We start from the raw sequence: 25332 nt of genomic DNA on the forward strand, positions 1-25332 counted from the left end.
CCAAGAATTATGCTTGATTCACGGAGCCGCCCGCTAGCCCCCGCGCCGTGCGATCCGTGCCTATCAGCGTTCAAAAGAGATAAATACTGATGTTATTGAAAGATCGCGCGCATTTCCCATCGGTGAGGCGCGCGACGGTTCGCCTGGGGGCCACGGATGGTTCGCGCCAGGATTGCCGCGATGATCCGCGTTGTCGCCCTGGAAGTTGAGAGTTGAACGAAGGCCGACCTTGATCGCGGCCGCGGAACTCGGCGTCGACTGCTTCCAGCCCCGCGCATTCGCGAGATTGCCGTCAAGAACCGCCACGCGGTTATTGCGCTGCCTTCCCCACCCGTGACTGCTCCATCCACACCTTTGTGGCGCCGGTCCGGCGAAGCATAGGGCGCGCTCGACGGGCTGCCACCAGGTTGATAAGCCCTCCCCGCAGGGAAACTTTGAGTCGAGACATGACCGTTGCGATCGAGATGGGGCATACGACGGCAGGCGGCCTAGCGACTCTGGACCTCGAGGAACTCCTGGCGACCCGCCTGCTGGTGCAGGGCAATTCCGGCTCCGGCAAGTCCCATCTGCTGCGCAGGTTGCTCGAGCAGAGTGCTCCCTGGGTGCAACAGACCATCATCGACCCCGAGGGCGACTTCGTAACGCTGGCCGAACGTTTCGGACATCTTGTCATCGACGCCGAGGACCATACCGAGCGGGGCCTTCAGGTCGCCGGCGAGCGCGCGCGCATCCATCGCGTCTCCACGGTGCTCAATCTCGAGGGACTCGACGCCGAGAACCAGATGCGACGCGCTGCCGCCTTTCTCGGCGGACTCTTCGAGATTGCCCGTGACCACTGGTATCCGATGCTGGTGGTGGTCGATGAGGCGCAGCTCTTCGCGCCGGCGGTCGCCGGCGAGGTTTCCGACGAGGCGCGCAAACTCTCCCTGGGGGCGATGACGAACCTGATGTGCCGTGGCCGCAAGCGCGGGCTTGCGGGGATCATCGCAACCCAGCGGCTGGCGAAGCTCGCCAAGAATGTTGCGGCGGAGGCTTCCAATTTCCTGATGGGTCGAACTTTCCTTGATATCGACATGGCGCGCGCCGCGGACCTTCTCGGCATGGAGCGCCGACAGGCAGAAGCCTTCCGGGACCTGGAGCGCGGGCAATTCATGGCTCTGGGCCCCGCCCTCTCCCGCCGCCCTCTGGGGCTGCGCATCGGTCCGACGGATACGCGGCCTCGCAATGCTCCACCGCGTCTTATGCCGCTGCCCGAAGCGACACTGGAGGACGCGCGCGCAATTATCTTGGCAAACCCGCCCCCCGAGAATATCCGGCCCCAACGCAGACCATCGCCGGATCTCCTTGGCCAGCTCATGGCAGCGAAGTCCGCGGCGCTTGAGATTCGCGACGAAGCCGTGGAACAGCCACTCAATGCCGAGGAACTGGCGGAGCGGCGTCAGCGGCTGGATCGTATCCTGCGCGCCATCCTGGCGGAACCCGACGCAGGCTTCCGTGCCATCGGCGTCCTCTATCAGGAGTTCGTCGTGCGCTGCCGAATCGAGGGCCTCGGTTCGGCGGCGCCGGACCTGGGAGATTTCCGCCGGATGCTGACGCACGCCCGTGCCGGGCTCGCCACCGATATGGCGGAGGAGGATAGTTGGCAGGATGTCTCGATCCGCGCCGCCATCCTGCCCGAGGATATGCAAGGCGTCTTCATGATGATCGCCCGCGCGGCCAAGGCCGGCTGGCCCTGTCCGAGCGATGCGGCGATCGCTCGCGCCTATGGCACCCACTCGCTTCGACGCGCCCGGCGTCTGCTGACCTATATCGAGGAACAGGGCCTCATCGTTTGCCAGCTTGACGGTACTGGTCGGCGAATCGTGACGCTTGTCGAGCTAGCCTGGGCGACGGCGCCGGGCGACCCCAACGGAGAGGAATTGCCGGCGGAGCCAGCCCAATCTGACTCAACCGTCTGACGCGACATCAAGCACCCCGCCCGAAAAGCGGAGCTATTGAAGCTAATCCATGCTGGACGCTGCGCAGTCGCCGTGCGCTTCGGGACGTCAAGCGCTCGGTGGCTTTGCCATCCCATCCGGATTGGCTGATGCCTGAACCGACACGAAAGCTGACAGGTGCGGCACATTCTAACGTTTCAGGCGCTGACAAAGAGAGCACCGCAGCACGCCGGGATGTCGTGGTAGCCGTGCGATAGCTGGCGACCTCGCGAAGGGCACGCCGGCTCCCGTCAGATCCCTCCACTTCGGTCGCAAGGTTGCGTGCGGACCTCCCCACCCGGCCCACAGAGCAGCGTACGGCTGCCCCCTTGAAATCCTGCCTGACTAATTTATGATGATAAAATGGATAAACCTGATAATCATATCCTCAACCCTTCTCGTCGGGCGGCGATCAAGCGCAAGCGCTCCGATGTCGTTGCTGACCTGATCCGCAGCCACATCTTCCAGGCCGGCCTGCAGCCCGCCGATCGGCTGCCGCAGGAATCCGAGCTGATCGACATGTTCGGCTGCAGTCGCTCCACCATCCGCGAGGCACTCAAATCGCTGGAGGTCCAGGGCCTGGTGCAGAACACCACCGGTCCAGGAGGCGGCGCCCGCGTCGCGCCGGTCTCGGCCAACCGGATCGTCGGCCTGCTCAGCAACTACTTCTATTTTCAGCCAACCAGCACGGCGCAGATCTATCAGATCCGGCGCCTGACCGAGCCGGAGCTCGCCTTCAGCGTCGTCGGACACCTGACGCCGGCGCACTTCGCTGCGCTCGAGAAGGCCATTGCGGTTCAGGAACACCATCCGGGCGGTGCCGCAGACTGGGAGCACCATCGCCACGCGGAAATTGATTTCCACGATATCCTGATCGATGCATGTCCCAATCCATTGCTCGGCCTGGTCTGTCGCTTCGTCAACGAAGCGATCCGCCATCTGATCGGCAAACAGGGCGTGCAGGAATTCTGCGCGGGCTTCACAGTAGAGAACATCAACTTCCACCAGCGTCTTCTGAGCGCCTTCCGCGCGGGCAACGCGGCGCGCGCCAGGCGCATCATGCTCGACCACGTGCTCAGCGCCGAGGCCACAGTCGTCCCGCCGGCTGACCGGCGGACTGATCAGCCCGTTTTCACGGAGCCGCTGCGGCTCGACTGATGGCGCCGAGCCCCTCAATCCGTTCAACAGTGGAGTAACAACATGGACAACGAATTGTGGCGCTGGTCGGCAGTCGATCTCGCGCACGCGATCGCCACCCGCGCCATCTCGAGCCGGGAAGCCGTGCAGTCGAGCCTCGACCGCATCGCGCAGGTCAATCCATCGCTGAACGCCATTGTCGAGGTCCTAACCGACGAAGCGCACGCTGCAGCGGACGCCGCTGATGCCGCGGTGAAGGCCGGTGCCGAGCTCGGCCCGCTGCACGGCGTGCCCGTTACCACGAAAGTCAACGTCGACCAGCGCGGCTACGCCACCACCAACGGCGTCGTCGAGTTTCGCAACGTCATCGCCACCGAGGACAGCCCGGTGGTTGCGAACTTCCGAAAAGCCGGCGCGATCATTGTCGGCCGCACTAACACACCGGCTTTCTCCCATCGCTGGTTCACTGACAACGACCTGCACGGCGCGACCTACAATCCCTGGAGCAAGCGGCTGACGCCGGGCGGCTCCAGCGGCGGCGCGGCCTCCGCGGTCGCCGCCGGCATGGGCGCGATCGCCCACGGCAACGACTTCGGCGGTTCGATACGCTACCCTGCCTATGCCTGCGGCGTCGCCGGCTTGCGCCCGACGCCGGGGCGGATTCCTGCCTTCAACCCATCCGCGACGAGCGATCGCCCGATCACCGCGCAGATGATGTCGGTGCAAGGACCGCTCGCCCGCACCGTCGCCGATCTGCGCAGGGCGTTGACAGCGATGGCACAGCCCGACATGCGCGACGGCAACTGGATGCCGGTGCCTCTGCAAGGTGCTGCGCTAAAGCGCCCAATCGGAGTGGCAATCGCGCCTGCTCCGTTCGGCGACGAAGCGCCGGAGGTCAGTGCCGCCGTGAGAACCGCCGGTCGCTGGCTTGCTGATGCCGGCTTCGCGGTGAAAGAGATCACGCCTCCGCGGCTCGCCGAGGCCGCGGACCTCTGGCATCGCCTCGTCATCAACGAAGAGCGGCGCACGCTCGCGCCCGCAATCCGCAAGTTCGGCGATTCCAAGAGCCGCTACAATCTCGACTGCCATATCGCCTACGCGCCACAACTCGACGGCGACGAGGTGCTCGCCTGCTTCGAGCAGCGCCTCGCGATCGTTCGGGCGTGGCAATTGTTTCAGGAACGTTATCCGATCATCATTCTGCCGGTATCGGCGCAGCTGCCGTTCCGCTTTGACCAGGACCAGGAGAACGAGACTGTGGTGCGCGCCCTGCTCGACGCGCAGCGGCCGCTGCTCGCCGTTCCCGCGCTCGGCTTCCCCTCGGTGGTGGTGCCCACCGGCACCGCCGGCAACGCGCCGGTTGGCGTCCAGGTCATCGCCGGGCGCTTCCGTGAGGATGTCTGCCTTGCGGCCGCGGAAGTGATCGAGGCGCGCGGGCCAAACCTGACGCCCATCGATCCGAGGGAATGACGTCGGCCCGCACGACCAACAAGGTTTGTCGGCATGCGTCGACAGCGCACGCGCTACAATTGATAACTGAAGCAAGGGGAAGAAGCGTGACAAAGACTCCGATCTGGCAGTGGTCCGCAGTCGAGACGGCTGCGGCAATCAGGAAGGGTGACGTGACATCAGAGGAAGTCATCCGCACCCATCTCGACCATATGCACAAGACCAACCCCGCGCTGAACGCGGTCGTGGTCGATCTCGGCGCTGAAGCACTGACGGGCGCAAAGGCCGCAGACGAGGCGCTGGCCAAAAGCAAGGGCAGCGACATCGGACCGCTGCACGGTGTCCCCGTGACGATCAAGATCAACATCGACGTCAAGGGTCAGGCCAATTCGAACGGGGTCGTCGCCTTCAAGGACAACATCGCGCCGGGCGATTCTCCGGTCACCGCCAATCTCAGGAAGGCCGGTGCGATCATTATCGGCCTGACCAACACGCCGGAATTCTCGTTGCGCGCCTTCACCGACAATCCGTTGCACGGGTTGACGCGCAACCCCTGGAATCCTGCGGTGACCTGCGGCGGCTCGTCGGGTGGCGCAGGTGCGTCGATTGCTGCCGGCATCGGCACAATCGCACATGGCAACGATATCGGCGGCTCGCTGCGCTGGCCGGCGCACTGCAACGGGGTTGCCACCATCAAGCCGACCCAGGGCCGCATTCCCGCTTTCAACCCGAGCGCCACCGCGGAGCGACCGTTGATGGCGCAGTTCATGTCCTCGCAGGGACCGTTGGCGCGCGAAGTCAGGGACGTTCGCCTCGGCCTCGAGGTCATGGCACAGCGCGATCCGCGCGATCCCTGGTGGGTCCCCGCGCCGCTGACCGGACCCAAGCCCGCAGGCCCGATCAAGGTCGCGCTCGCCAAGATCCCTGACGACATGGCGACCGATCGCGCCGTGATCGCTCTGCAGCGCAAGGCGGCCGATCATCTCGCCAACGCCGGCTACGCGGTGAGCGAGGTCGAACTGCCCGAGTTCAATAAGGTGTGGCAGCTCTGGTGCGACCTGATCATGACCGAGGTCCGCATCCTGCAGCAGGAGCAGATGCTGGCCACGACGAGCGCCGACTTCCGCAACTCGTTCGAAGGCTTTGTCGGCCTGTCGACCATGCTCGACCAGGCCGGCTACATGAAGGCGATCGCCGAACGGTCCCGCCACATCCGCAACTGGATGATGTTCCTCGAGGATTACCCGCTGGTCCTGACGCCGACGACGGTTCGGCCGACGCCGGAAGTCAACGCCGATCTCAGCGGCGCAGCACGGGTGAAGGAGCTGTTCTGGAACGATCTTCGCTTCATTTCCGCCATCAACGTGCTGGGATTGCCGGCCGCGGTGGTGCCCGTCGGCCTTCACAACGGCTTGCCTGTCGGGGTCCAGATCGTCGGTTCGCGCTATCACGAGGATCTTTGCCTTGATGCCGCAGAGGCGATCGAGCGGGGAGCCGGCGTGCTGGTCCGGCAATTGTGGGATCGTCGCTAACTCGCTCACCGGAGCCCGATCTACGAGGGTCGGGCAGCAGACAGCGTGGCGCGTCAGCATCTCGCGACCACACTGTCGCACGGCAGCAAGGGATGCGCTATCCGGGACGGATCGTTCTGTGTAAGCTGGCGCGATCCTGCCCTTTTGGGAGAATTCGAATGAGGGCCTTCCTGCTCGCCTGCGTGACCGCCATCGTCGTGGCGGCAGTCGGGGCCATGGCTCTTAACCGCGTGCAAGAGCCGGTCGAACAGGCCTTTGCGACGACCGCCGTGCGCCTCTAGCGAGTGCCCGGCACGCCTGGAATTGCGTGTCCCTATTCCGCTGCGGTCGCGGCCGGATTTGAGCGCGCATTACCCGTCCGCCTGTCCTGCTCTTCGAGCCAAAGGCTATGGTGCTCTCGGGCCCAGTTGACATCTACCGTGCCGGTGCCCATCGCTTCGAACGCACCTTGCATCCCGATCGTTCCGATGTAGATGTGAGCCAGCATCATAGCTACGAACAGCACCGCCACGATCGCATGGACCATCTGGGCTACTTGCATTCCTTCGATACCGGACAGGTAGAACGGAAACATCAGCTCATACCCGGTAATCGCGACGGCAGCACCGCCAAGCACCACGATCCAGTAGACAGCTTTCTGGCCGGCGTTGAAACGATAGGCCGGCGGATGATCGTGTCCGACGATGCCGCCCCCTTGCTTGATCCATTCGACGTCAACCTTGTTGGGGATGTTCCCGCCGATCCACATCAGGCAAATCAGCACGACACCGATGGTGAATGGGAAGCTCAAATAGTTGTGCGCGTACTTTGCCCATTGCGACCATTCGGAAAACGCATCATGACCGATCAACGGCAGCAACAGCGGGCGGCCGAAGGTGATGTTCAGCCCCGAGATTGCCAGCACAATGAAGCAGGTCGCTGCCATCCAGTGCACGAAGCGCTCGAAGGCGTTGAAGCGGATCACGGTTCGCCCTGACCTCCCGCTCTGAAGCCGGACCATGCCGCGGATGAGGTAAAATGCGACGAGCGCTGCGAGCATGCCAAGGATGGAGACCCCACCGATCCAGCGCAACGTGACGTTCCGAAATTCCCGCCACTCACGCCCAGCGGGCTGCTCAAGGACCCCCGACCGCTGATCGGGAATGCTGACGCGCCCCTGGATCCGACTGAATTCCTGCAGAAGCTGCTGCTCCTTTACCGAGCTTGCGGTCGGATTGACCTGCTGGGCAGCCACTGGCGCTGCAGTGACAATGGCGAGGAAGAATGCGCATGCACCGAAAGCGAGGCGAATCCATCTTGCAAACGACGCCATCAGCTTCCTCCCTGTTTGCCAGCTCACGGCAGAGTCTTCAGGACTCGATCGTCTCGCGATAGGCGGTCTTCCAGCCCCACGCGCCCGAGCCATAACCACGCTTCGTCACCCGCTCCTTGTAGATCTGGGCGATGACTTCACCATCTCCCGCGAGGAGCGATTTGGTCGAGCACATTTCGGCGCAGAGCGGCAATTTTCCCTCGGCTAGACGGTTTGCCCCGTACTTTTCGTACTCTTCCTTGCTGCCGTCGACCTCGGGGCCGCCGGCGCAGAACGTGCACTTGTCCATCTTGCCGCGGGAGCCGAAATTGCCAACCTTCGGATATTGCGGCGCGCCGAACGGACAGGCGTAGAAGCAATAGCCGCAGCCGATGCACAGATCCTTGGAATGAAGCACGACGCCGTCGGCGGTGGTGTAGAAGCAGTTGACCGGGCAGACTGCCGCGCAGGGTGCATCCGTGCAGTGCATGCAGGCCATGGAGACCGACCGTTCTCCCGGCTTGCCGTCGTTGATGGTGACGACGCGGCGCCGGTTGATACCCCAAGGCACCTCGTGCTCGTTCTTGCAAGCGGTCACGCAGGCGTTGCACTCGATACAACGGTCGGCGTCGCAGAGAAATTTCATCCGAGCCATAGGCGTTGCTCCTCCTAAGCTGCGACGATCTGACAGAGGGTGACCTTGGCCTCCTGCATGTTGGTTGCAGGGTCATATCCGTAGGTCGTGATTGTATTTGCGCTTTCACCGAGCACGATCGGGTCAGTTCCCGCGGGATAGTTCTTGCGCAAGTCCGCTCCCGCAAGCCAACCGCCGAAGTGGAAGGGCATCCAGGCTACCCCCTTGCCGACCCGTTCGGTGACGAGCGCCTTCATCCTGGCCCGCGAGTTGTTTTCGGCACCGTTCACCCAGACCCAACCACCATCCTTAATGCCCCGGTCGGCCGCGTCGGCAGGGTTGATCTCGATGAACATGTCCTGCTGAAGTTCGGCGAGCCACGGATTGGTTCGCGTCTCTTCTCCGCCACCCTCATATTCGACCAGGCGGCCCGAGGAGAGGATCAGCGGGAATTGCTTGGCGATCCCCTTCTCCACCGCGGCCTTCTGCACAGAGAACCCGATGTTAGGCATTCGAAACTGCTTGGCATCTGGCAACGTCGGATATTTGGCAACCAGGTCGACGCGCGGCGTATAGATCGGCTCGCGGTGAACCGGAATGGGATCCGGCAGGCCGAACGCATTCATGCGCGCCTTGCCATTGCCGTAAGGCACACAGCCATGCATCAGCGCGACGCGCTGGATGCCGCCCGAGAGGTCGAGCGACCACGACACCGCGTCGGGAGTAGCGGGATTGACCTTGTTGATCGCCGCCATCTCCGCTTCCGTTAGGTCCTTGTCCCAGCCGAGCTTCTTCAGGCTGGCCAGCGTGAATTCCGGATAGCCGTCCTTGATTTCGGAATCCTTTGAATAGGACCCATCCGCCAGCAGACTGACCTTGCGTGTCGAGCCGTCGGCCATTTTCTCCTCGCGCTCGATGCCAAAGCGCGGTCGGAACGTACCGCCGCCATCCATCACTGCGATTTTGGTGTTGTAGAGCAACGGCGTGCCCGGGTGCCGTACCTCGGGCGCGCCCCAGCACGGCCAAGGCAGGCCGTAATAATCGCCACCAACTTCGGGATCGTCCTTGGGCGCCCGCATCGTCAGCATGTCGAACTTCGCCTGGTTCTTCATATGCGCCTTGAGCCGCTCGGGCGATTGCCCGCAATAGCCGGTCGACCAGCTGCCGCGGTTCATTTCGCGAAGCACATCTTCCGCCTCCGGCAGATTGTTCTCGACCTTGATGTTCTTGAACATCTTGTCCGCGAAGCCGAACTTCTTCGCCATCAGATAGATGACTTCGAGATCGTCCTTCGATTCGAAGATCGGCTTCACGATCTGCTCGCCCCACTGCAGCGAACGGTTCGACGCGACGCGCGACCCCTTGCACTCGAACTGGGTGGCAACCGGGAGAATGTAAAGGCCATCCTTGCGCCCAGCCTCCACTGCAAGCGATGCCCAGGTGGTCGGATGCGGATCGGCGATCACGAGTAGCTCGAGCGCCTTCAAGCCCTTCAGGGATTCCGGAATGCGGGTAATGCTGTTGCTGGCGTGTCCTTGCACGAACACCGCACGCACATTGTCCTTTTGCGCAACCTGATCCTTCGGCAGGGTCACCGATTCGAACCAGCGGGTGAGCGGAATGCCGGGGGTCTCCATGATCTGCTTGGAGTCGAAGCGTGACTTCAGGAAGTCGTAGTCGACTTCCCAAACCCGCGACCAGTGCTTCCAGGCGCCTTCCGCGAGGCCGTAATAGAATGGCAGCGTGACGATATCGAGCCCGACGTCGGTCGCGCCTTGCACATTATCGTGGCCGCGGAAGATGTTGGCGCCCATGCCCGGTCCGCCAACATTTCCAGTCATTAGGAGCAGGATGCAGCTCGCCCGCACATTGGCGGTGCCGACAGTCTTCTGGGTCTGGCCCATGGCCCAGATCAGCGTCGACGGCTTTTCCGTTGCGAACATCTTCGCAACACGCTTGAGCTGTTCGCCGGGAATACCGCTGACGCGCTCGACCTCTTCCGGATTCCACTTCTCCACCTCCTTGCGAAGATCGTCGAAGCCGTAGACGCGCTGCCTGATGAATTCCTTATCCTCCCAGCCGTTCTGGAGGATGTGCCACATCATGCCGTAGAGCACCGGGATGTCGGTGCCCGGCCGCATGCGCACATACTCGGTCGCATGTGCCGCGGTTCGCGTCAGGCGGGGGTCGATGACGATGAAGTTGGCCTTCTGAAGCTCCTTTCCCTCGAGCAGATGCTGCAACGAGACCGGATGCGCCTCGGCGGGATTGCCGCCCATAATCATTTGGGTCTTGGCATTGCGAATATCATTGAAGCTGTTGGTCATCGCACCGTAGCCCCAAGTGTTGGCCACGCCGGTGACGGTGGTCGAATGGCAGATGCGCGCCTGATGATCGGTATTGTTGGTACCCCAGAACGCGCCGAGCTTGCGGAACAAGTAGGCACCTTCGTTGGTCATCTTGGCCGATCCGAGCCAATAGACCGAGTCGGGGCCCGACTTCTCGCGCACCTCCAGCAGTTTGTCGCCGATCTCGTTGATCGCGGTGTCCCAGGAGACGCGCGTCCATTGTCCGCCCACGAGCTTCATCGGATACCGCAGGCGCCGGTTGCTGTGCACGAGCTCGCGCACGGAAGCGCCCTTGGCGCAATGCGACCCGCGATTGATCGGGGAATCCCAGCTCGGCTCCTGGCCGATCCAGACTCCGTTCAGCACCTCAGCCGTCACGGTGCATCCGACCGAGCAATGCGTACAGATGCTCTTGCGAACGGTCGCGCCCGCAGCAAGCGGACCTGCAACCGCAGCCTCGGCTCTGCGGACGCCGCCGATCGGCAGCGCGCCGAGCGCGGCGAGCGTGCCGCCGGCAAGGCCAGACCGGCGCAGGAACATGCGACGGTCGAGACCGCCAGCCTGCCCGGACAGATTGGCCGCGACGGATCCGCGGCGATCGGAATCGGAACGCGGTGTTCTCCTGATCAGCACGGCGGCCTCCCTCAAGCAGGATAGCGATTGACCCGGTAATACGTTTTGACGTGCTCGGTTTCCCTGTAGCGCGCTTTGCGCTTCTCGACCTCGGTCTCGCTGTCAGCCCGCGCAGGAACGATCAAGGGCGTTGCCAGCGTCGCCCCCGCGCCGACCGTGCCGATACCAACCTTGCGAAGGAAGTCGCGGCGACCAACGGTCGTAGTCGTTTCGTCCTTCATCGTATCCCTCCTCCACCAGCATGTTCGGTCAGTCGGCGAACGGGAAAGCCTCAGTTTCGATCTCCAGAAAAACGCGTCCAAGCGCCCCGACCGCCTGGTAGAACCTGGCGCGTTCGATTTTCTCCATGTCGGCGAACAGACGTCCCATCCAGCCAGAGACGTGCTTCTCGAAGAAAGCGCGCTGCGCCTCGGCCGAAACCGCAAAGCGGCCGGAGGCGAGGCCTGCCATGATCTCGCACAGCGTCGCCGCATGATCCTCAGGCTCGACATTGCCCTCAACACGCTCGACGCCGAGCACGGCGAGATCATTGCGCAGGCGTGAAAGCGGGCGTTCGTTGAGAAACCCGGTCAGATAATAGGATGCGTAAGGCAGCAATTCGCCACGTCCGAGCCCGATGAACAAATCGAAGTACTCGCGCTCGACTTCGGATACGACCGCGATCGAAGCCGCTTCCGCAAGCGCCGCATGCGCGCGCCCAAGCGGCGTCGCATCGCCTGTCAGTCCGGCAATCTGCTCAAGCAAGGCACGCGACGGCGCGCACGAAAGCAAGGTCGCAAGCAGCGCATATTCCTGCGCACGATCGGCATCGACCGGATCGATTTCTTCGTCCGACATGTCATAAAGATCTGGGCGTAGCAGGTTCCGCGAGACGCCCGTTGCAGCTTCGACGGCGATGACACGTTGTGCGGGCACCCGGTTCCAGTTGGACACCGAAGGCTGGGCAATACCGATTTTTCGGGCAAGCTGAGCAACGCCGCCCGCAGCATCGATCGCACGTTCAAGGCCCGCATCGCGCACGCCACCCTCCCATCCAAGGGGCCAAGCGCTTGATTGCGTTTGCTTAACACAAAGACTAGTCGCGTGCACGGAAAGGGTCAATTGATGGCATAGCCTCTGCCTATAGCATTTGGTCGCAGGTCTAGCGGGGCAGCGCGCCACCGTGCGTGCGGCGCCGCACGCACGGTTCTTCGGTTGGCGGTTGCGGTGCAATAGAGCTTAGCGGGAGGTCTGCGGGCGTGGCCTCGCCAACCTCGCGGGGATCGCTATCGGCCTGCACTGAAACAGACACCTGATCCCGCTCGGGCTCAGGAGCGGTCGATCGGACGGCGTCTTCCGCAGCCCCCCCAAGCGGATCGGCGGCGTCCTCGGCCGCCTGCACCACGTCACCCACAACGCGGCGAACGAGTGCGCCGATCTGCTCGGCCGAGCAGTCGAGCGGCCCAAAGCCGGGCATCGCGGTAGGGTCGTTGAAATCCCAGGCGTTCTCCGCGAGCCCCACGAAATCCCGAATAGCCGGATCGGCGGACCAGGCGCGGCGAAGCGCCGCCCGGCTCAACTCTTGCGGAATCCCCTTGCGCAGGAAGGCTGCGACGTCGGTCGCCGCATCGATCGACTCGATTGGCGGCAAGCTCGAAAGATCGACCCCGGTGGAAGCCGGCGGCGCCGCGGCGGGGGCGGACGCCGCCGGCCCGTTCGGCTCGACCGGCTCTTCGGGTTTTGCTTGGCCGGCCTTCGCCTCGTGCTTGCGGCGTGACCAGCGCGTCAGGAATTGCTCGTCGCTCATCGGTCATCACCTTGATGCTGTCGCCGCGCCAAGGCCTCCGGATCAGCGCGGCGCCGCTCCCGCTTGACGAACTCCTTCTCGACGTGGTGCTCGGCGATGAAGGTTTCAATCGCTGTGCGCAAGATGTCGGGCATTGGCGTCGCTTCGACCAGATTGGCGCCGGCTTCCGTGTACGCCTCCCCCTCCGCGGGATCCGCCGTGACGGCTGAGACGAGGTAGGGCCAGGCGCCTTCCGAGGGAGCCAAAACGATCCAGACGCTGGGGGCGCCGGTGGCAATGTTGTCGCGATAACGATCGGTTTCCGACCGGTAGAGATCAACAGTCGCCCTGCCGGCGTAAAACAGCGTCGCCCCGTCCTGCTCGCGGATCACCGTCCAGGCCGCCATCTCCGGCTCGTCTGGCAACACGCCGATGCCGCGCCAGACAAAATCGACCCACGGCGAATCCGCCTTGCGGCGCTCGACCACGACACCGACCGGAATACGCAGCAGCGGCTGAACGACGGACGTCACATTGCAGCCTCCAGATGCTTGATCGGCAATCCTGTCAGCAGGTTCTGCGGCTTCATCCGCACGACCTGGTCCGAGTTCATAGCAAGGATCAGATAGGCCGGCCTGCGCCCGACGGCATCAACGACCAAATTGGCATCCGCAAAGGTGAGCCGAAATAACGCCAGCACGCGTCCCCCTATGCCGCTGTCGAGGCCTTCGCCATGCCAAAGCCGGTCGCCAATGCGCGTAGCCTCGGCATCGAGGCCTACGTACCAGGTAAGCTCAGTGTCACGCAATTCGGTAAGCGGCTCGATTGCGACGTCGATCCCAAGCAGATGCGAAATCCAGCGACGCATCGCATCGGCAAGCGCTGCCTGTCCCCGTCGTCCCCCGGTCAGATCGAGGCCCATATCGAACTGGTCGCTGCGCAGCCAGTAGCTGTCGGCATTCTCCTCATTGAGAACATCGACGCTCGCATCGGTCGTAACCCCAAGCATGGACATCAGCGACAGCACCGGCGTCGGGCTACGCCCGCCGACGACCTCCTCGTCCCCCAAGAGCAGCGAATGTTCGTGCGGCAGGATCCGCTGCGGCCGGAAAAACAACTCGGCCGCCCGCAATTGAAACGGATCCTCGCAGCCATCCATCGCGTTGCGCAGGATCACGTGGACGAGCTGGTTCATGAACAGTGGCGGCAAATTGAACGCTCCCGAGCGAACCACCGCGAGATAAGCCGCTTCCAGCGTCGGATAACTCAGCAGCAGGTCGCGAAAGGCCAGCACGAATTGCCAATTCTCCCGCGCGTCGGCATCGGCGATCGCGGCCACCTCGTTGACCCGAATGGCATGGCGGGGATCGGCCAGCACTTGCCGGTGCAGCCGGCGTTCCACCGCGCAGGCGTCGTCAGGCGGGTTCAACTCGGGGCGCGCGAAATAGGCCTTCAGGAACTCGTCCGTGACAACCAACCCGCCGGTCGCGTCGCGATCGAGCAGGTGATGGCCGCAGGCGATCCAGAAGTCCCTCATCGCCGCGTCTCCCTCGTCATATCCGCAAGGTTGAGGTCGCCGCTTGGCTCGACGTCATCATCCATTTCCATGAACGAGAACGCCTTTCCGTGCCCCTGCCCCTCTCGCAATTGCAATCTGCGAAAGGACTCTCGGACCTCACCGTCACTTGCCGCCCGGTGGACAGCGATGAGCGTGCCCAAGGGATGCGTGCAGAGCGATTGGGCAAAGGCGATTTCTTCCTCCGCAGCAAAGCGCGCGACTTCAACGTCGGGCGCGCCGAACCGCTCGACCAGCTGTCTCGCGAGGAGTTCCACTAACGCCCGGCGATCGTCCTCGGTTGCGTGGACGATCTGCGCCAAGGTCGACCATCCCCAGGACCGCACTCCGAGAAATCCGCTGCGGAACGCCGAACGATCCTTACCGCTCAACCTCAGCGGATCCCGATCGCAGAAGCGAAAAGCCCCCGACACCGCCCAATCGCCGGGCTCCGCGGCCGCGTCGAATACGAACCTATCGGAGGGATCGAGCGCGATGGTACGCAAAAGCTTCACAGGCGTGGTCCTCCAGATTTCGGATCGAGCCACGAGGGCGCAGCCAATGCCGTCCTCAGGTCACGGCGATCAGTCTTGTCGGCCCCGCTGCGGCGCACCAGGAGATCGCCGTGGCCGTCGATCATGCGCGATGTCTGACCTTCACGCGCCAGCCGCTTGAGGAATTCGCGTGAGATGGCATCGAAGCCGTCAGTTTGCCAGGTGTCGGTTGCGAGCATCAGATGCCGCGCGAAGCTTTCCGTGATCTGAACCGCGCCGGCCTCGCCAAACCCCTCCTGGTCGAGAGCCGAAGCGAGCGGATTCACACCCGCCCCGGTGTCGAGCATCGCAACGGTTCGGATCATGGCGCCGAACACCAGCCAGCGCGGCGGCTCATCCTCCCTTGCGGACGAGGGCCAGCCAAGCCGCCCGCCGCCGACCAGCCCGCCATCGACCCGGATCGCGTCCGGCCAGTCGATCGCGACCTCCTTGTTCGGCGGCGCATAGGCGCGCAGCGCGTCTGTCAGTGCCACCATGCCGGCATAGAAAGCCCGGCGCGCCATGCGCAAGGGTTCGGCGGGCTCAAGTACAACGGCGAACTCGGCAAGGTCGAAGCGCCCCACATAGGTCAGCGTCCCTGCCCCGCTCTCTTCCGCGATATTGATGGCATGGGCAAAGGCATCACGACTTTCGCGCAACCTCACCAGCGTAAATGGCGGAGGCAGATCGATGGGCTCCGAAATCGAGGAGCGCGATCGGGCGATCGGCGACAGGCAGGCCTCCTGCTTCCTTTTCTTCCCTTGCGAGAATAACTTATCCGAGCGGGCGGGTCGGCGCGAGTCCGCTCACGGACGCGCTGACCTCGCTAGGAGGCAAGCAGCTGCCCATGTCGGAACCGCCCAAGACAATCCTGGTCTGCTCGTGCGAAGACACAATGCGTCTCGATACGGCGGCCATCAAGCGAGGGTGCCGCAACAGCCAAATCGCTGAATTCCATCAGCTCTGCCGCGCGGAGCTCGATCGCTTTCGCAATGTGGCAAACTCCGCGGGATCGCTCATTGTGGGCTGCACCCAGGAGGCGCCGCTATTTGCCGATGAGGCGGAAGGACGCTCCGAAAGCATGGACTTCGTCAACCTTCGCGAGCAGGCGGGCTGGTCGACGGAGGGAGCGCGGGCAGGCCCGAAAATGGCGGCGTTGCTTGCCGCGGCATCCGAGCCCGTACCGGCCTATCCGTTCGTCACCTTGTCCAGCGAGGGCGTCGTACTGATTTACGGCCGCGACGAAGTTGCGATCGAAGCCGGCCAACTGCTCGCAGATCATCTCGACGTGACGGTCATGATTACGGGGCCGGCGCAGATTGCACCGCCGGCGCGAACATCTTTCCCGATCGTCCAGGGCACGATCCGCAACGCCAAGGGCTATTTGGGGGCGTTCGAATTGACGGTCGACGACTATGCCGTCCCCCGCCCCTCCTCGCGCGATGCTTTCATCTTCGAGGCCCCACGCAGCGGCCTGACCTCGCGCTGCGACATCGTCCTGGATCTTTCCGGGGGAACACCACTTTTCCCAGCACATGGCCTTCGTGACGGCTATCTGCGCGCCGATCCACGCACGCCGTCAGCAATGCTGCAGGCAGTCCTCAAGGCGCGGGACCTCGTGGGGACGTTCGACAAGCCGAAATACGTCAATTTCACCGCACACCTTTGTGCCCATTCACGCTCGAATCTGACGGGCTGCCATCGCTGTCTCGATCTCTGTCCGACCAGCGCGATTACGCCGGCTGGCGACCACGTCAACATCAACGCTGAGGTGTGCGCCGGATGTGGCCAATGCGCTGCGGCTTGTCCGACCGGTGCTGCAACCTACGCCTTGCCGCCCGCCGACGCGCTGCTGCACAAATTGCGCGCGATGCTGTTGTCCTATCACGCCGCGGGCGGCGCCAATGCAGTCGTCCTGCTCCACGATGGCCAACACGGCACCGCGCTGATCGATGCGCTCGCCCGCCACGGCGACGGCCTTCCGGCCAACGTGCTGCCGTTTGCCGTCAACGAGGTGACGCAGGTTGGACTGGAATCGGTCGTGGCTTCCCTTGCCTATGGCGCAATGGCAGTGCGCTTTCTTCTGCGGGCAAAGCCCCTACATGACGTCTCCGGACTCGTCCAGACCATCGCGATGTCGGAGGCCATTGCCTCCGGGCTCGGATTCTCGGGTTGCCGGGTGGCGACGATCGAAACCGACGACCCCGACGTGCTCGGGCGAACGCTGCGCGCGATAGAGCCAGCACCCGCGGTTCAGCCTCCCGCAACCTTCAAAACGGTCGGCAAGCGGCGCGATCTGCTTCGTTTTGCCCTCCACGAGCTGCATCGCGTGGCGCCATCGCCGGTCGATGTCATCGCCTTGCCTGCCGGCGCTCCGCTAGGCGCGGTCAGCGTCGATGTGGACGGATGCACCTTATGCCTGTCCTGCGTCTCCGTATGCCCCACCGGCGCACTTCGCGACGACCCCGAACGTCCCATGCTCAAATTCGTCGAAGACGCCTGCGTGCAGTGCGGCCTATGCGAAAGCACCTGCCCGGAAAAGGTGATTACGCTAAAGCCGCAGATCGATTTCCGTGCCGCCAGGGCTTCGGCCAAAGTCATCAAGGAGGAAGCGCCGGCGCTCTGCATTCGCTGCAACAAACCCTTTGGCGTGAAGAGCACGATCGAGAAGATCGCAGCGAAACTTGAAGGCCGACACTGGATGTTTCCGGCAGGCGACAAACGGCTGGATACGGTCAGAATGTGCGCCGACTGCCGTGTGATTGCCATGACCGAGCAGCAGTTCGACCCGTTTGCCGGCGTGCCCGAACGAGCATCACCTCGCACCACCGACGATTATCTCCGCCAACGCGAGATCAAGGATTAGGCTCCTGCCCCACAGACACCTCGCCATTTTCGGACCAACGTGGGAAGGCAAAATGCCCCCTCTCACTAGAACCTGGTTCGCCTTCAATTTCGCTGTTCTTGTCAGCGGTGGCGCTATCGCGATGCCCACGCTCACCCAGGCGGCCAGCCTGTCCAAGGCCGACAAGGTCGCGCTGAAGCAGGCGATCACGGCCTGCAAAGCGGAAGCGAAGGGCAAGAAAATCAAATGGCTGGCGCGCCGGAAATACCTAAATAACTGCGTTGCGGAAGCCCTGAAGCAACATCCGAACATCGAGGTGATTCAATTGCTGAAGGCCCACCCCAATCTAACGGACCTTCCTGCAGAAAAGTGGGACGCGTTCTAAGCCAATCAGTGCTGCAACCGCTCCGTTGCTACCTTGACGTCGCCCGCTCCAGAAACTCCGTGAGCGCCTTGCGGTCCTCCGCCGATCCGATCCGCTGCTCGGGCATTTTTGTCCCCGGCGTATAGGCATTCGGGCCGAGCTCAAAGAGCTTTGCCACCGTCTCGGGAGTCCAGATGATGTCCATTTTCTTCAATGCATCGGAGAAGCGATAGCCCGGCAACGACGCAATCCTGCGACCGTACAGTCCGGCAAGCGTCGGACCGGCACGCTGCGTGTCTCCTTCGGATAGTGTGTGGCATGCAACGCACGCTCTGAACACCTCGGCGCCGTGATCGCCAGCGTAGGCTGCCAGGGGATCGCTCGACGCGACATGCAGAGACGAATCCAGGGAATCGCCAGTCCGCACGCTCCAGCGCCGGATCCTGCCGTCTGCGCCGCCCGTTAGCAAAGTCGCGTTGTCGGGCAGGAAAGCAACCGACCAGACCCGCGGACCTTGCGCAGCCATTGTTCGCACGACGCTCCGTGCCTTTCGATCGAGGACGGCAACCGCTCCATCGACTTGAGCTGCAGCGAGCAACGCACCGTCCGCGGATAACGCCAACGCGACGATCGACGTCGAACCGGTCGATACGTCACCGGTCTCATTGCCATCCGAGGTCAAAAATCGAACTTTCCCATCTGCCCCGCCTGTGATGATTTCGCCGTCAGCAGCGACTGCCACAGCGTTAAGTGGTGATGGCAACATGACGACATCGGGTGTTCCTGCCACCATCGGCCATATTCTCAATTCATGATCGTAGCCGACGCTGACCAGCGATTGTCCGTCCGGCGTGAAGGCAACGCCGTTGACGTTCTGCGTATGCCCTTCCAGCATCTGCGAGGCACCGCCAGCGAGCGGCCAGATGCCGACGGCGTGGTCCCACGACGCGGTGGCGAGTTTCGCCCCATCCGGCGAAACTGCGAGTGAGGCGATCGGCGCGCGATGCGCCTCGAAAACCTGATCCGGCTGCTGCCGGCCGGACGTCCAGATCGCGATCCGCCCGTCGGCTCCAGCGGTCGCCATTCGCCCATCTTTCAGGAAGCCAACCGCATTTACGGCGTCGGCATGAAACCGCAGAACCTGCTCGGCGGCTTCGGCCTTGAGTGACCATCGAATTGCCGAGGTGTCGAAGCTGCCTGACAGCGCAACGTTGCCATCGCCGCTAATCGCAATCGCCCGCACCGGCCCGCCATGGCCCGCGAGTTGTCCATGTGCCGGTGTCGGACCAAACGACGACAACGCGGCAACCATGCACAGACTTGAGATCCAGTTCATCGGCGGTTCGCGGGTTGGCTCGGGCATTTTGCCGTTGCTGTGCAAGATAGCCTGTCCGTGCGCGATCCGGGTCAACGATTGGAGACGTTGTTCGGCCTCCATGCTGCAGCGCAGAATTCGAACGTCCTTGCCACGCGTGCCGCGGCGGCTTGTCAACTTGCGCTGGGGACGAGCGACTCCTATGTTGAATGCGAAACGTCAGGGATAACGGCATGCAAATACGATCCAAAGCGTATCTGCATTTTATTTGGCTGTGGCGATCGCGTCGCAATTCGAGTTCGCCCCGCCGCGACGATGCGCCTGCTGAAACCTCGCCGTCGCTCATATATGTCGCGGTCGTCCTGGCCCTGCTCTTGGCTATCCTGGAAGTCGATCTTCATCGCGGCGAATTGGACTCGCTGGGTCTCCTTGGGAACGACTCCCCCATAACGGCGGCCTTGATGGGCCCGTAGTGCTGGTGGCTCGAACGCTCGGCACGACATAGCGATGCGAGTTGTCTTCAGGGCCTCAGCTCATCGGTCGCCTGCAAGCACGGGCAGCTCCAACCGTGAGACATGGCCCTCGCCCCATCGAATCGTCACGAGCGGCGGGCGTCCATGCGGTATCTGTCCGCAATGATCGTCATCGGCGCCTGCGATCGACAAGCGAATGCGGCTGCCGGCGGAAAATCGCCATGCCACTGGAAGGAACGGGATCCGAATACGCTCGACCACGCCAGGATCGAGCGGTACGGCATCCGCACGCGCGAAGCTGCGGAACGGCCATATGGTGCGATAGCTGTCGGGCGCTGGCCGCTCCTTCCGGTGCAGCGCCCGCAGCAGTCCTTCGGTCACATAGCGCTCGGTGCCGTCGACCTCGACTTCGGTGAGATAGACGAACAGCGCAAGATCGCGCTCGCTGGCGGAGACCCAGAGATCGGCAAGCCCGTGCCCTGCAAGCTCAGCGGCCGTCTCAAGCGGCTCCGAAGTATAGCTCAGCATCCTGCCGCTGCGGCCCTGCCAATCCGCATAGTAGTGACGGCTGTCGATGCCGGCGATGCGCTCATAGCGGGTCTCCGTACCCGTGCCCAGCGTGAAGTCGACCTGATAACGATCCTCGCCTGCCGGCGGCGTCGTGTTCACGAGCCGTCCATCTGACGCGAGGAAGAACGTCTGCTGCTCCTTGATCGGTGGCCAGCTTTCCGCCGCGCGCCACTCTTCCGCATGGACCGAGAAATAATGGATTGGCGCTTCGTCGCGCAGGCCGGTCTTGAGCCCCATCAAATAGGTGTCGAAGAAGCGCAGCAGCTCTCCGAGCAGTGGAAAATCCGGTTCGACCGCCTGCCTCCAAGGCGAGATGTCAATGCGTGCGCCATGATCCCAGGGGCCGAGCAGAAGATGACGAGGATTGCCCTCCTTCGTGAGGTAGCGTGAAATCGCTCCATTCATATAGCCTGCCCCATCGAGCCAGCCGGACACCGAAAGGATGGCAACGTCGGGCCGGATATTGTGACCGACGGAGTACGGGCTGATCGTGGCCGAGCTGAATTCGGGGTCATAAGGCAGCCCCTCCTCGCGGAACTTGAACTCCGCCATAAAATCAGTCTGCCGGAAATTGTTGAGATGGTCCCTGATCGCGTCCTTCAGGAGAACGCCGTCCGGATCCTCATCGACGGGTTGCGGCCCCTCGAAATCGGGGTTGTTGAAATAGGAGAACTGCCTGAGGATATCGCGCCGGTCGTGGTCGAGCCCGATCATCAGCTCATCATAGACCTTGGTCAGAGACTTCAGTTGGATGCCGCCTGGAAAGTAGTTGTCGACGTAGGTGTCCCAGACCGACGAGATCGGCGCGATCGCCTTCACCGCGCCATGACCGGTGGAGGCGAGAAAATCGGCCGCCGCACCGACATAGGAGATGCCGGTCGCACCGATCGAGCCGTTGGACCAGGGCTGCGCCACGATCCAATCGGCGATCTCTCGGCTATCGTGGCGCTCGCGCGGCGACCGGAAACCGTCGCGCGTGCCGAAACTGGCGCCGGTGCCGCGCACGTCGACGATCACAACGGCATAGCCGCGCGGCACGAAGAAGTCTCGGAACTTTCCGGTGTTGGGATTGACCTCGCCAACGCCGCCCGGCCGCAGCTTGAAACGCCGGTAGTAAGGCGTGAAGAAGACAAGGGTCGGAAAGGCTGGCTTGGCGGCTGTATCCGTCGATTCCGGAAGATAAACATCGACCGCAAGCCTGCAGCCGTCGCGCATCGTGACATATCGAGAGCGCGGCGCGGCGAGCCGAAAGGCCACAGGGCGTTGCGCCAGATAGGCCGTCGGCGATACGCGCCAGGCATGATCGAGATTGGCGCCGTCGCTCATCGGTTACGCGACCCACTCGGCCCTGATGGCGAGCCGATCGGTCCGGCCGCTCGGATCCGGCGTCTTCCAGGAGCAGAGTTCAAAAAGCCCAGCCGGCGCGATCTGTCCAACTTCGGATTGTTCCGTGTCGCGCGCGATGATGACAAGGCAGGAAACCGGCGCCGCCTCGACCCGCAGCGGACGCGGTGGCGAGAATGTTGTGCCGACGCTCTCAATCAGGAGCGGTTGCTCGCTCTCCGCCACGCGCACCAATCCCTTGATCCGCAACAAGCGCTCGCCGAGTGCACCGGCTAGATTGTCGAGCCAAGCCGCAAGATCGGCGTAGGCGACCTCGGTCACTGGCCTGACAAGGCAGACCGCAACACGCGGATGCGCGCTTCCGGAAACGTTGGCAACGTCGAAGCGCGGCAGCGCCGTCAAGGGAGCAAATGCCGCAAGCACCGTGCTGGCGCGGTCCGCAGTCGCAACGACCTCGGCCAGTGGATTGACGTTCGCAATCATCGAGGGCGCGTCATCCAGATCGGCGGATGCGACAAGGTCGGCCTTGGTCGCGACAATGCGATGCGCGGCCGCCCATTGCGCGACCGCCTCCTCATACGCCGCGACGTCGCTGCCGCGCGTGAGATCGAACGTGCCGACCACGGCCACCCTTATCCGGTGTTCGGCCAGTGTCGCGAGCGTACGCAGCACCGGCCCGGGCATCGAAAGCCCGCTGGCTTCGAGGATGATCCGGCGCAACGGGCCGGCCCCGGCCGGCCGCGGCGCCATGATGAGCCGGTCGATGGTGAAGGCCAGATCGCTGCCGATTTGGCAGCAGACGCAGCCATTCGACAGCATCGCGATCGGCAGCTCGCCGCTCCCCTCGCGCAGCAAGACGCCGTCCAGCCCGATCTCTCCGACTTCATTGACGATCACCGCTGTATCGGCCGCCTCGGGATGCCCGAGAAAATCACGCAGTAGCGTGGTCTTTCCCGAACCCAGAAATCCCGTCAGCACGAAGAAATCGAGCACGTCGCCGTTCATTCCGCCGCCGCCCGCGAGACGAATTTCTCCGGAATGTCGCTTTCCCAGCTCGCTTTCACGAGCTCGCGAACATCCGCCAGCAATTCCTCGGTATCGTAGATAATGCCGTCCTTGATGGTGTATTTCAGGCCATGGTGCCATTCGACCGCGTTGGTCGCGTCGTTGAACCGCATCGCACCGGTACCGTAGAGCAGCTTGAAATCGGTGAGCGGATTGTGGTCATGCACCAACAGGTCGGCGCGCATGCCGATATCGATGGTGCCGACCTCATCCTGAATCCCGCATAGCGCCGCACCTTGCGAGGTCGCGGCACGGATCACTTCGAGCGGATGGAAGCCCGCTTCCTGCAAAAGCTCGAGCTCACGGATGTAGCCGAAACCGAAAATTTGGTAGATAAAGCCGGAGTCGCTACCGGTGCACACGCGCCCACCGCGGTTCTTGTACTCGTTGATGAACGCCATCCACAGCCGATAATTTTCCTTCCACTCGATCTCATTCTGCGTGGACCAGCGATACCAGTAAGAGCCGTGACCGCCGCGCTGCGGCGTGAAATAGTCCCACATGGACTTCCAGGTGTAGTCCTTGTGCCAGTAGGCCTGACGTGCGCGCATCAGATCGCGGTTGGCGTCGTAGATCGTGAAGGTCGGCACGAAGGTGAAGCCGATCTCGAGGAATTTCTCCAGCGTCTCCTCCCATTTGGGTGAGCCGGGCTTGGCGGCCTGCCCGAACATCTGCCCCGAGACCGAGAAGCGGAAATATTCGTCGGTGTAGTTGTAATCGAGCGGGAAGTTCTGCACGACGCGATCTTCATACAGCGCTTCGGGCAGCCCGTAGTAGTGCTCGGCGCTGGTCAGGCCCCAGCGCGCTGTGGTGAGCGCATTCATGCGCGTCACCGCCATCTGCGCGTGATGGCAACCGGACCGCAGGCCGAGCTTCCTGCACTCATCGAGCGCCGCCTCCATGATTGCCGGCGGCGCGCCGAAGAATTTGATGCCGTCGGCGCCGCGCTCCTTGACCTTGCGCAGCCACTCCCGGCCCTGCTCCGGCGTGTAGATGGTCTTGACCATGTCGTTGACCGCGGGGAAATAAGCGTAGGCGAGCAGCCTCGGTGCCGCGATGGTGTTTTCCTTCGACCGCTTCTGCTGGTCGATGACCCAGCCGAGGCCATTCATCGAGCCCATTTCGCGCACGGTGGTGACGCCATGGGCGAGCCAAAGCTTGTAGACATAGTCAACCGGCGGCACCCAGCCATTGGCGGAGTGGTAGGCGACACCAGCATGGGCATGGCAATCGACGAAGCCCGGCGTCACCCATTTGCCGCGGCAGTCGATCTCGTGATCGGCCGGCTCGCCTGGGCCGGCGCCGTAGCCGGTGACCTTCTTCAGGCTGACAATGCGGCCATTCTCCACGATGATGTCGACCGGGCCGATCGGCGGCGCGCCGGTGCCGTCAATCACAGTGGCGCCGCGCAGCGCGAGCCGCTTGAACGGCCCGATGCCGCGATCCCGCGACGTCGCCTTCGCGACGACCGGGATCGCCCCCTTGTTGCGGATGACCGCGAGTTCATCGCCCGGGGGAACTTCCGCCTTCGCCTGATCAGCCATGGAGCGTTTCCTTCTTGTTTAGCGGATATCCTTAAGCGTTCCGCGATTATCTCACCCGATAGCGACGCGCAAAGGCGACGCTGCCAAAAATCGTAAAACTCATGGTCACCGCGAGCAGCATGAACGCCAGCGCGGCGCCCATCGGCCAGTTGTTGCCTCGCACAAACTGATCGAAGATCGCCGGCGCCATCATCTTGAACCGCGGCCCGCCGAGAAGCACCGCAGTTGCATAGGTGTTCATGCACAATACGAAGACCAGGATCGACCCCGCCGCGACGCCCGGCGCCGACATCGGCAGGATCACGCGCCAGAATCTCTGCATGGCGGAGGCGCCGAGATTGGCGGCTGCATCCTCCAGGTCACGGGGAATGCTCTCGATCACCGAGGCGATGGTCAGGATCATGTAAGGTAGCACCACCGCGATGATGCCGAACACGACCGCCTTCGGCGTATATATCAGCGTTAGCGGCTCGCTGATCACATGGGCCCTGAGGAGCGCCGTGTTGATCAACCCCTCACGCGTGAACAGCGCCATCCATCCGGCGGAACGGACGACGTTTCCGACCAGGAGCGGAAACAATGTCGCGATCACGACCAGACTTTTCCAGCGGCTCTGCAGGCGCCCCAGCCAATAAGCTGCTGGAAAGGCAATAACGAGCGTCAACGCCGTGCAGAGCAGCGCCATTCCCAGCGTCGTCAGGATGATCTCCTGATAGTAGGGGTCCGCCGCCGCCCGCGCGTAATTGTCGAACGAAAACGCCTCGATCATCAGTTGCGTCGGGCTGAACCGATTGAGCGAGATCCTGAACATCAGCATCATCGGTCCGATCAGGAGGCCGAGCACAAGCAGGCAGGCCGGCAGCACCAACAGCGCCATGCCGGACGCTGCGGATTTGACGTTCGCCTCCTTCCCGTCGCTATTCTTGTCAGTGAACGTCAATCGGAAGCTCCGTCAGCAG

The 25332-nt window shown here is 63.1% G+C and carries 23 protein-coding genes; 7 read left to right on the forward strand and 16 right to left on the reverse strand.

The genetic code is table 11. The features are described from left to right. Positions 1 to 63: 63 nt before the first annotated feature. Complete coding sequence (locus ACFFWD_RS43670; RefSeq protein WP_376975640.1) at positions 64 to 306, reverse strand: hypothetical protein; 243 nt, start codon at positions 304 to 306, stop codon at positions 64 to 66. A gap of 140 nt (positions 307 to 446) precedes the next feature. On the opposite strand from ACFFWD_RS43670, the gene ACFFWD_RS43675 reads away from it, so the two are divergent. From ACFFWD_RS43675 to ACFFWD_RS43695, 5 genes are all read left to right on the forward strand, one after another. Beyond that, complete coding sequence (locus ACFFWD_RS43675; RefSeq protein WP_376975642.1) at positions 447 to 1958, forward strand: helicase HerA domain-containing protein; 1512 nt, start codon at positions 447 to 449, stop codon at positions 1956 to 1958. A 381-nt stretch (positions 1959 to 2339) separates the two neighbouring features. Continuing rightward, a complete protein-coding gene (locus tag ACFFWD_RS43680) occupies positions 2340 to 3134 on the forward strand; it encodes a FadR/GntR family transcriptional regulator (protein ID WP_376975643.1) in 795 nt (264 codons plus the stop codon). A 42-nt stretch (positions 3135 to 3176) separates the two neighbouring features. After that, a complete protein-coding gene (locus ACFFWD_RS43685; protein WP_376975645.1) occupies positions 3177 to 4583 on the forward strand; it encodes an amidase family protein in 1407 nt (468 codons plus the stop codon). Beyond that, positions 4580 to 6094, forward strand: a complete 1515-nt coding sequence (locus ACFFWD_RS43690) for an amidase family protein (RefSeq protein ID WP_376975646.1) — start codon at positions 4580 to 4582, stop codon at positions 6092 to 6094. The genes ACFFWD_RS43685 and ACFFWD_RS43690 overlap by 4 nt, the downstream gene beginning before the upstream one ends. Before the next feature lie 158 nt (positions 6095 to 6252). After that, on the forward strand, positions 6253 to 6375 hold the full coding sequence (locus ACFFWD_RS43695; RefSeq protein ID WP_376975647.1) for a hypothetical protein: 123 nt from the start codon (positions 6253 to 6255) through the stop codon (positions 6373 to 6375). Between the two features lie 32 nt (positions 6376 to 6407). Here the strand turns inward: ACFFWD_RS43695 and ACFFWD_RS43700 are convergent, their stop codons facing one another. The 10 genes from ACFFWD_RS43700 to ACFFWD_RS43745 all read right to left on the reverse strand — a co-directional run bounded on the left by ACFFWD_RS43700 (position 6408) and on the right by ACFFWD_RS43745 (position 15539). Continuing rightward, complete coding sequence (locus ACFFWD_RS43700) at positions 6408 to 7406, reverse strand: formate dehydrogenase subunit gamma (RefSeq protein ID WP_376975649.1); 999 nt, start codon at positions 7404 to 7406, stop codon at positions 6408 to 6410. Between the two features lie 37 nt (positions 7407 to 7443). Beyond that, positions 7444 to 8040: a formate dehydrogenase FDH3 subunit beta gene (gene fdh3B / locus ACFFWD_RS43705; RefSeq protein WP_376975652.1), complete on the reverse strand. Its 597-nt coding sequence runs from the start codon at positions 8038 to 8040 to the stop codon at positions 7444 to 7446. Positions 8041 to 8054: 14 nt separating this feature from the next. Further along, a complete protein-coding gene (locus ACFFWD_RS43710; protein WP_376975653.1) occupies positions 8055 to 11000 on the reverse strand; it encodes a formate dehydrogenase subunit alpha in 2946 nt (981 codons plus the stop codon). An 11-nt stretch (positions 11001 to 11011) separates the two neighbouring features. Next, a complete protein-coding gene (locus ACFFWD_RS43715) occupies positions 11012 to 11221 on the reverse strand; it encodes a twin-arginine translocation signal domain-containing protein (protein WP_376975654.1) in 210 nt (69 codons plus the stop codon). Positions 11222 to 11249: 28 nt separating this feature from the next. Then, the gene (locus tag ACFFWD_RS43720; RefSeq protein ID WP_376975977.1) at positions 11250 to 12020 is read right to left on the reverse strand and encodes a molecular chaperone TorD family protein; all 771 of its coding nucleotides are present in this window, start codon (positions 12018 to 12020) and stop codon (positions 11250 to 11252) included. 121 nt (positions 12021 to 12141) lie between these two features. Beyond that, entirely contained in the window at positions 12142 to 12786 is a 645-nt protein-coding gene (locus tag ACFFWD_RS43725) for a DUF3306 domain-containing protein (RefSeq protein WP_376975655.1), read from the reverse strand. Further along, positions 12783 to 13253 (reverse strand): DUF3305 domain-containing protein, encoded by a 471-nt coding sequence (locus ACFFWD_RS43730; protein WP_376975656.1) that lies wholly within the window; start codon positions 13251 to 13253, stop codon positions 12783 to 12785. Before ACFFWD_RS43730 ends, ACFFWD_RS43725 begins: the two co-directional genes overlap by 4 nt. A 41-nt stretch (positions 13254 to 13294) precedes the next feature. Continuing rightward, positions 13295 to 14302 carry a DUF6352 family protein gene (locus ACFFWD_RS43735; RefSeq protein WP_376975657.1) on the reverse strand — a complete coding sequence of 336 codons (1008 nt, stop codon included), beginning with the start codon at positions 14300 to 14302 and terminating at the stop codon, positions 13295 to 13297. Next, a complete protein-coding gene (locus tag ACFFWD_RS43740; RefSeq protein ID WP_376975658.1) occupies positions 14299 to 14835 on the reverse strand; it encodes a DUF6505 family protein in 537 nt (178 codons plus the stop codon). Before ACFFWD_RS43740 ends, ACFFWD_RS43735 begins: the two co-directional genes overlap by 4 nt. After that, a complete protein-coding gene (locus ACFFWD_RS43745; RefSeq protein ID WP_376975978.1) occupies positions 14832 to 15539 on the reverse strand; it encodes a biotin/lipoate--protein ligase family protein in 708 nt (235 codons plus the stop codon). Before ACFFWD_RS43745 ends, ACFFWD_RS43740 begins: the two co-directional genes overlap by 4 nt. Before the next feature lie 209 nt (positions 15540 to 15748). On the opposite strand from ACFFWD_RS43745, the gene ACFFWD_RS43750 reads away from it, so the two are divergent. Together ACFFWD_RS43750 and ACFFWD_RS43755 are read left to right on the forward strand one after the other, a co-directional pair. Continuing rightward, entirely contained in the window at positions 15749 to 17719 is a 1971-nt protein-coding gene (locus ACFFWD_RS43750) for a 4Fe-4S binding protein (protein WP_376975660.1), read from the forward strand. Positions 17720 to 17840: 121 nt separating this feature from the next. After that, complete coding sequence (locus ACFFWD_RS43755) at positions 17841 to 18083, forward strand: hypothetical protein (protein ID WP_376975663.1); 243 nt, start codon at positions 17841 to 17843, stop codon at positions 18081 to 18083. A gap of 28 nt (positions 18084 to 18111) precedes the next feature. On the opposite strand, the gene ACFFWD_RS43760 is transcribed toward ACFFWD_RS43755, so the two are convergent. From ACFFWD_RS43760 to ACFFWD_RS43780, 5 genes are all read right to left on the reverse strand, one after another. Next, complete coding sequence (locus tag ACFFWD_RS43760) at positions 18112 to 19398, reverse strand: c-type cytochrome (protein WP_376975979.1); 1287 nt, start codon at positions 19396 to 19398, stop codon at positions 18112 to 18114. Positions 19399 to 19910: 512 nt separating this feature from the next. Beyond that, positions 19911 to 21746, reverse strand: a complete 1836-nt coding sequence (locus tag ACFFWD_RS43765) for a CocE/NonD family hydrolase (protein ID WP_376975665.1) — start codon at positions 21744 to 21746, stop codon at positions 19911 to 19913. Positions 21747 to 21749: 3 nt separating this feature from the next. Further along, the gene (locus tag ACFFWD_RS43770) at positions 21750 to 22769 is read right to left on the reverse strand and encodes a CobW family GTP-binding protein (protein ID WP_376975666.1); all 1020 of its coding nucleotides are present in this window, start codon (positions 22767 to 22769) and stop codon (positions 21750 to 21752) included. After that, positions 22766 to 24373, reverse strand: coding sequence for an amidohydrolase family protein (locus ACFFWD_RS43775; RefSeq protein WP_376975667.1), 1608 nt, complete (start codon positions 24371 to 24373; stop codon positions 22766 to 22768). The genes ACFFWD_RS43770 and ACFFWD_RS43775 overlap by 4 nt, the downstream gene beginning before the upstream one ends. A 46-nt stretch (positions 24374 to 24419) precedes the next feature. After that, positions 24420 to 25250 carry an ABC transporter permease gene (locus ACFFWD_RS43780; RefSeq protein WP_376975980.1) on the reverse strand — a complete coding sequence of 277 codons (831 nt, stop codon included), beginning with the start codon at positions 25248 to 25250 and terminating at the stop codon, positions 24420 to 24422. Positions 25251 to 25332: the final 82 nt, after the last annotated feature.

Source organism: Bradyrhizobium erythrophlei (assembly GCF_042430365.1).
Taxonomy (GTDB): Bacteria; Pseudomonadota; Alphaproteobacteria; order Rhizobiales; family Xanthobacteraceae; genus Bradyrhizobium; species Bradyrhizobium erythrophlei.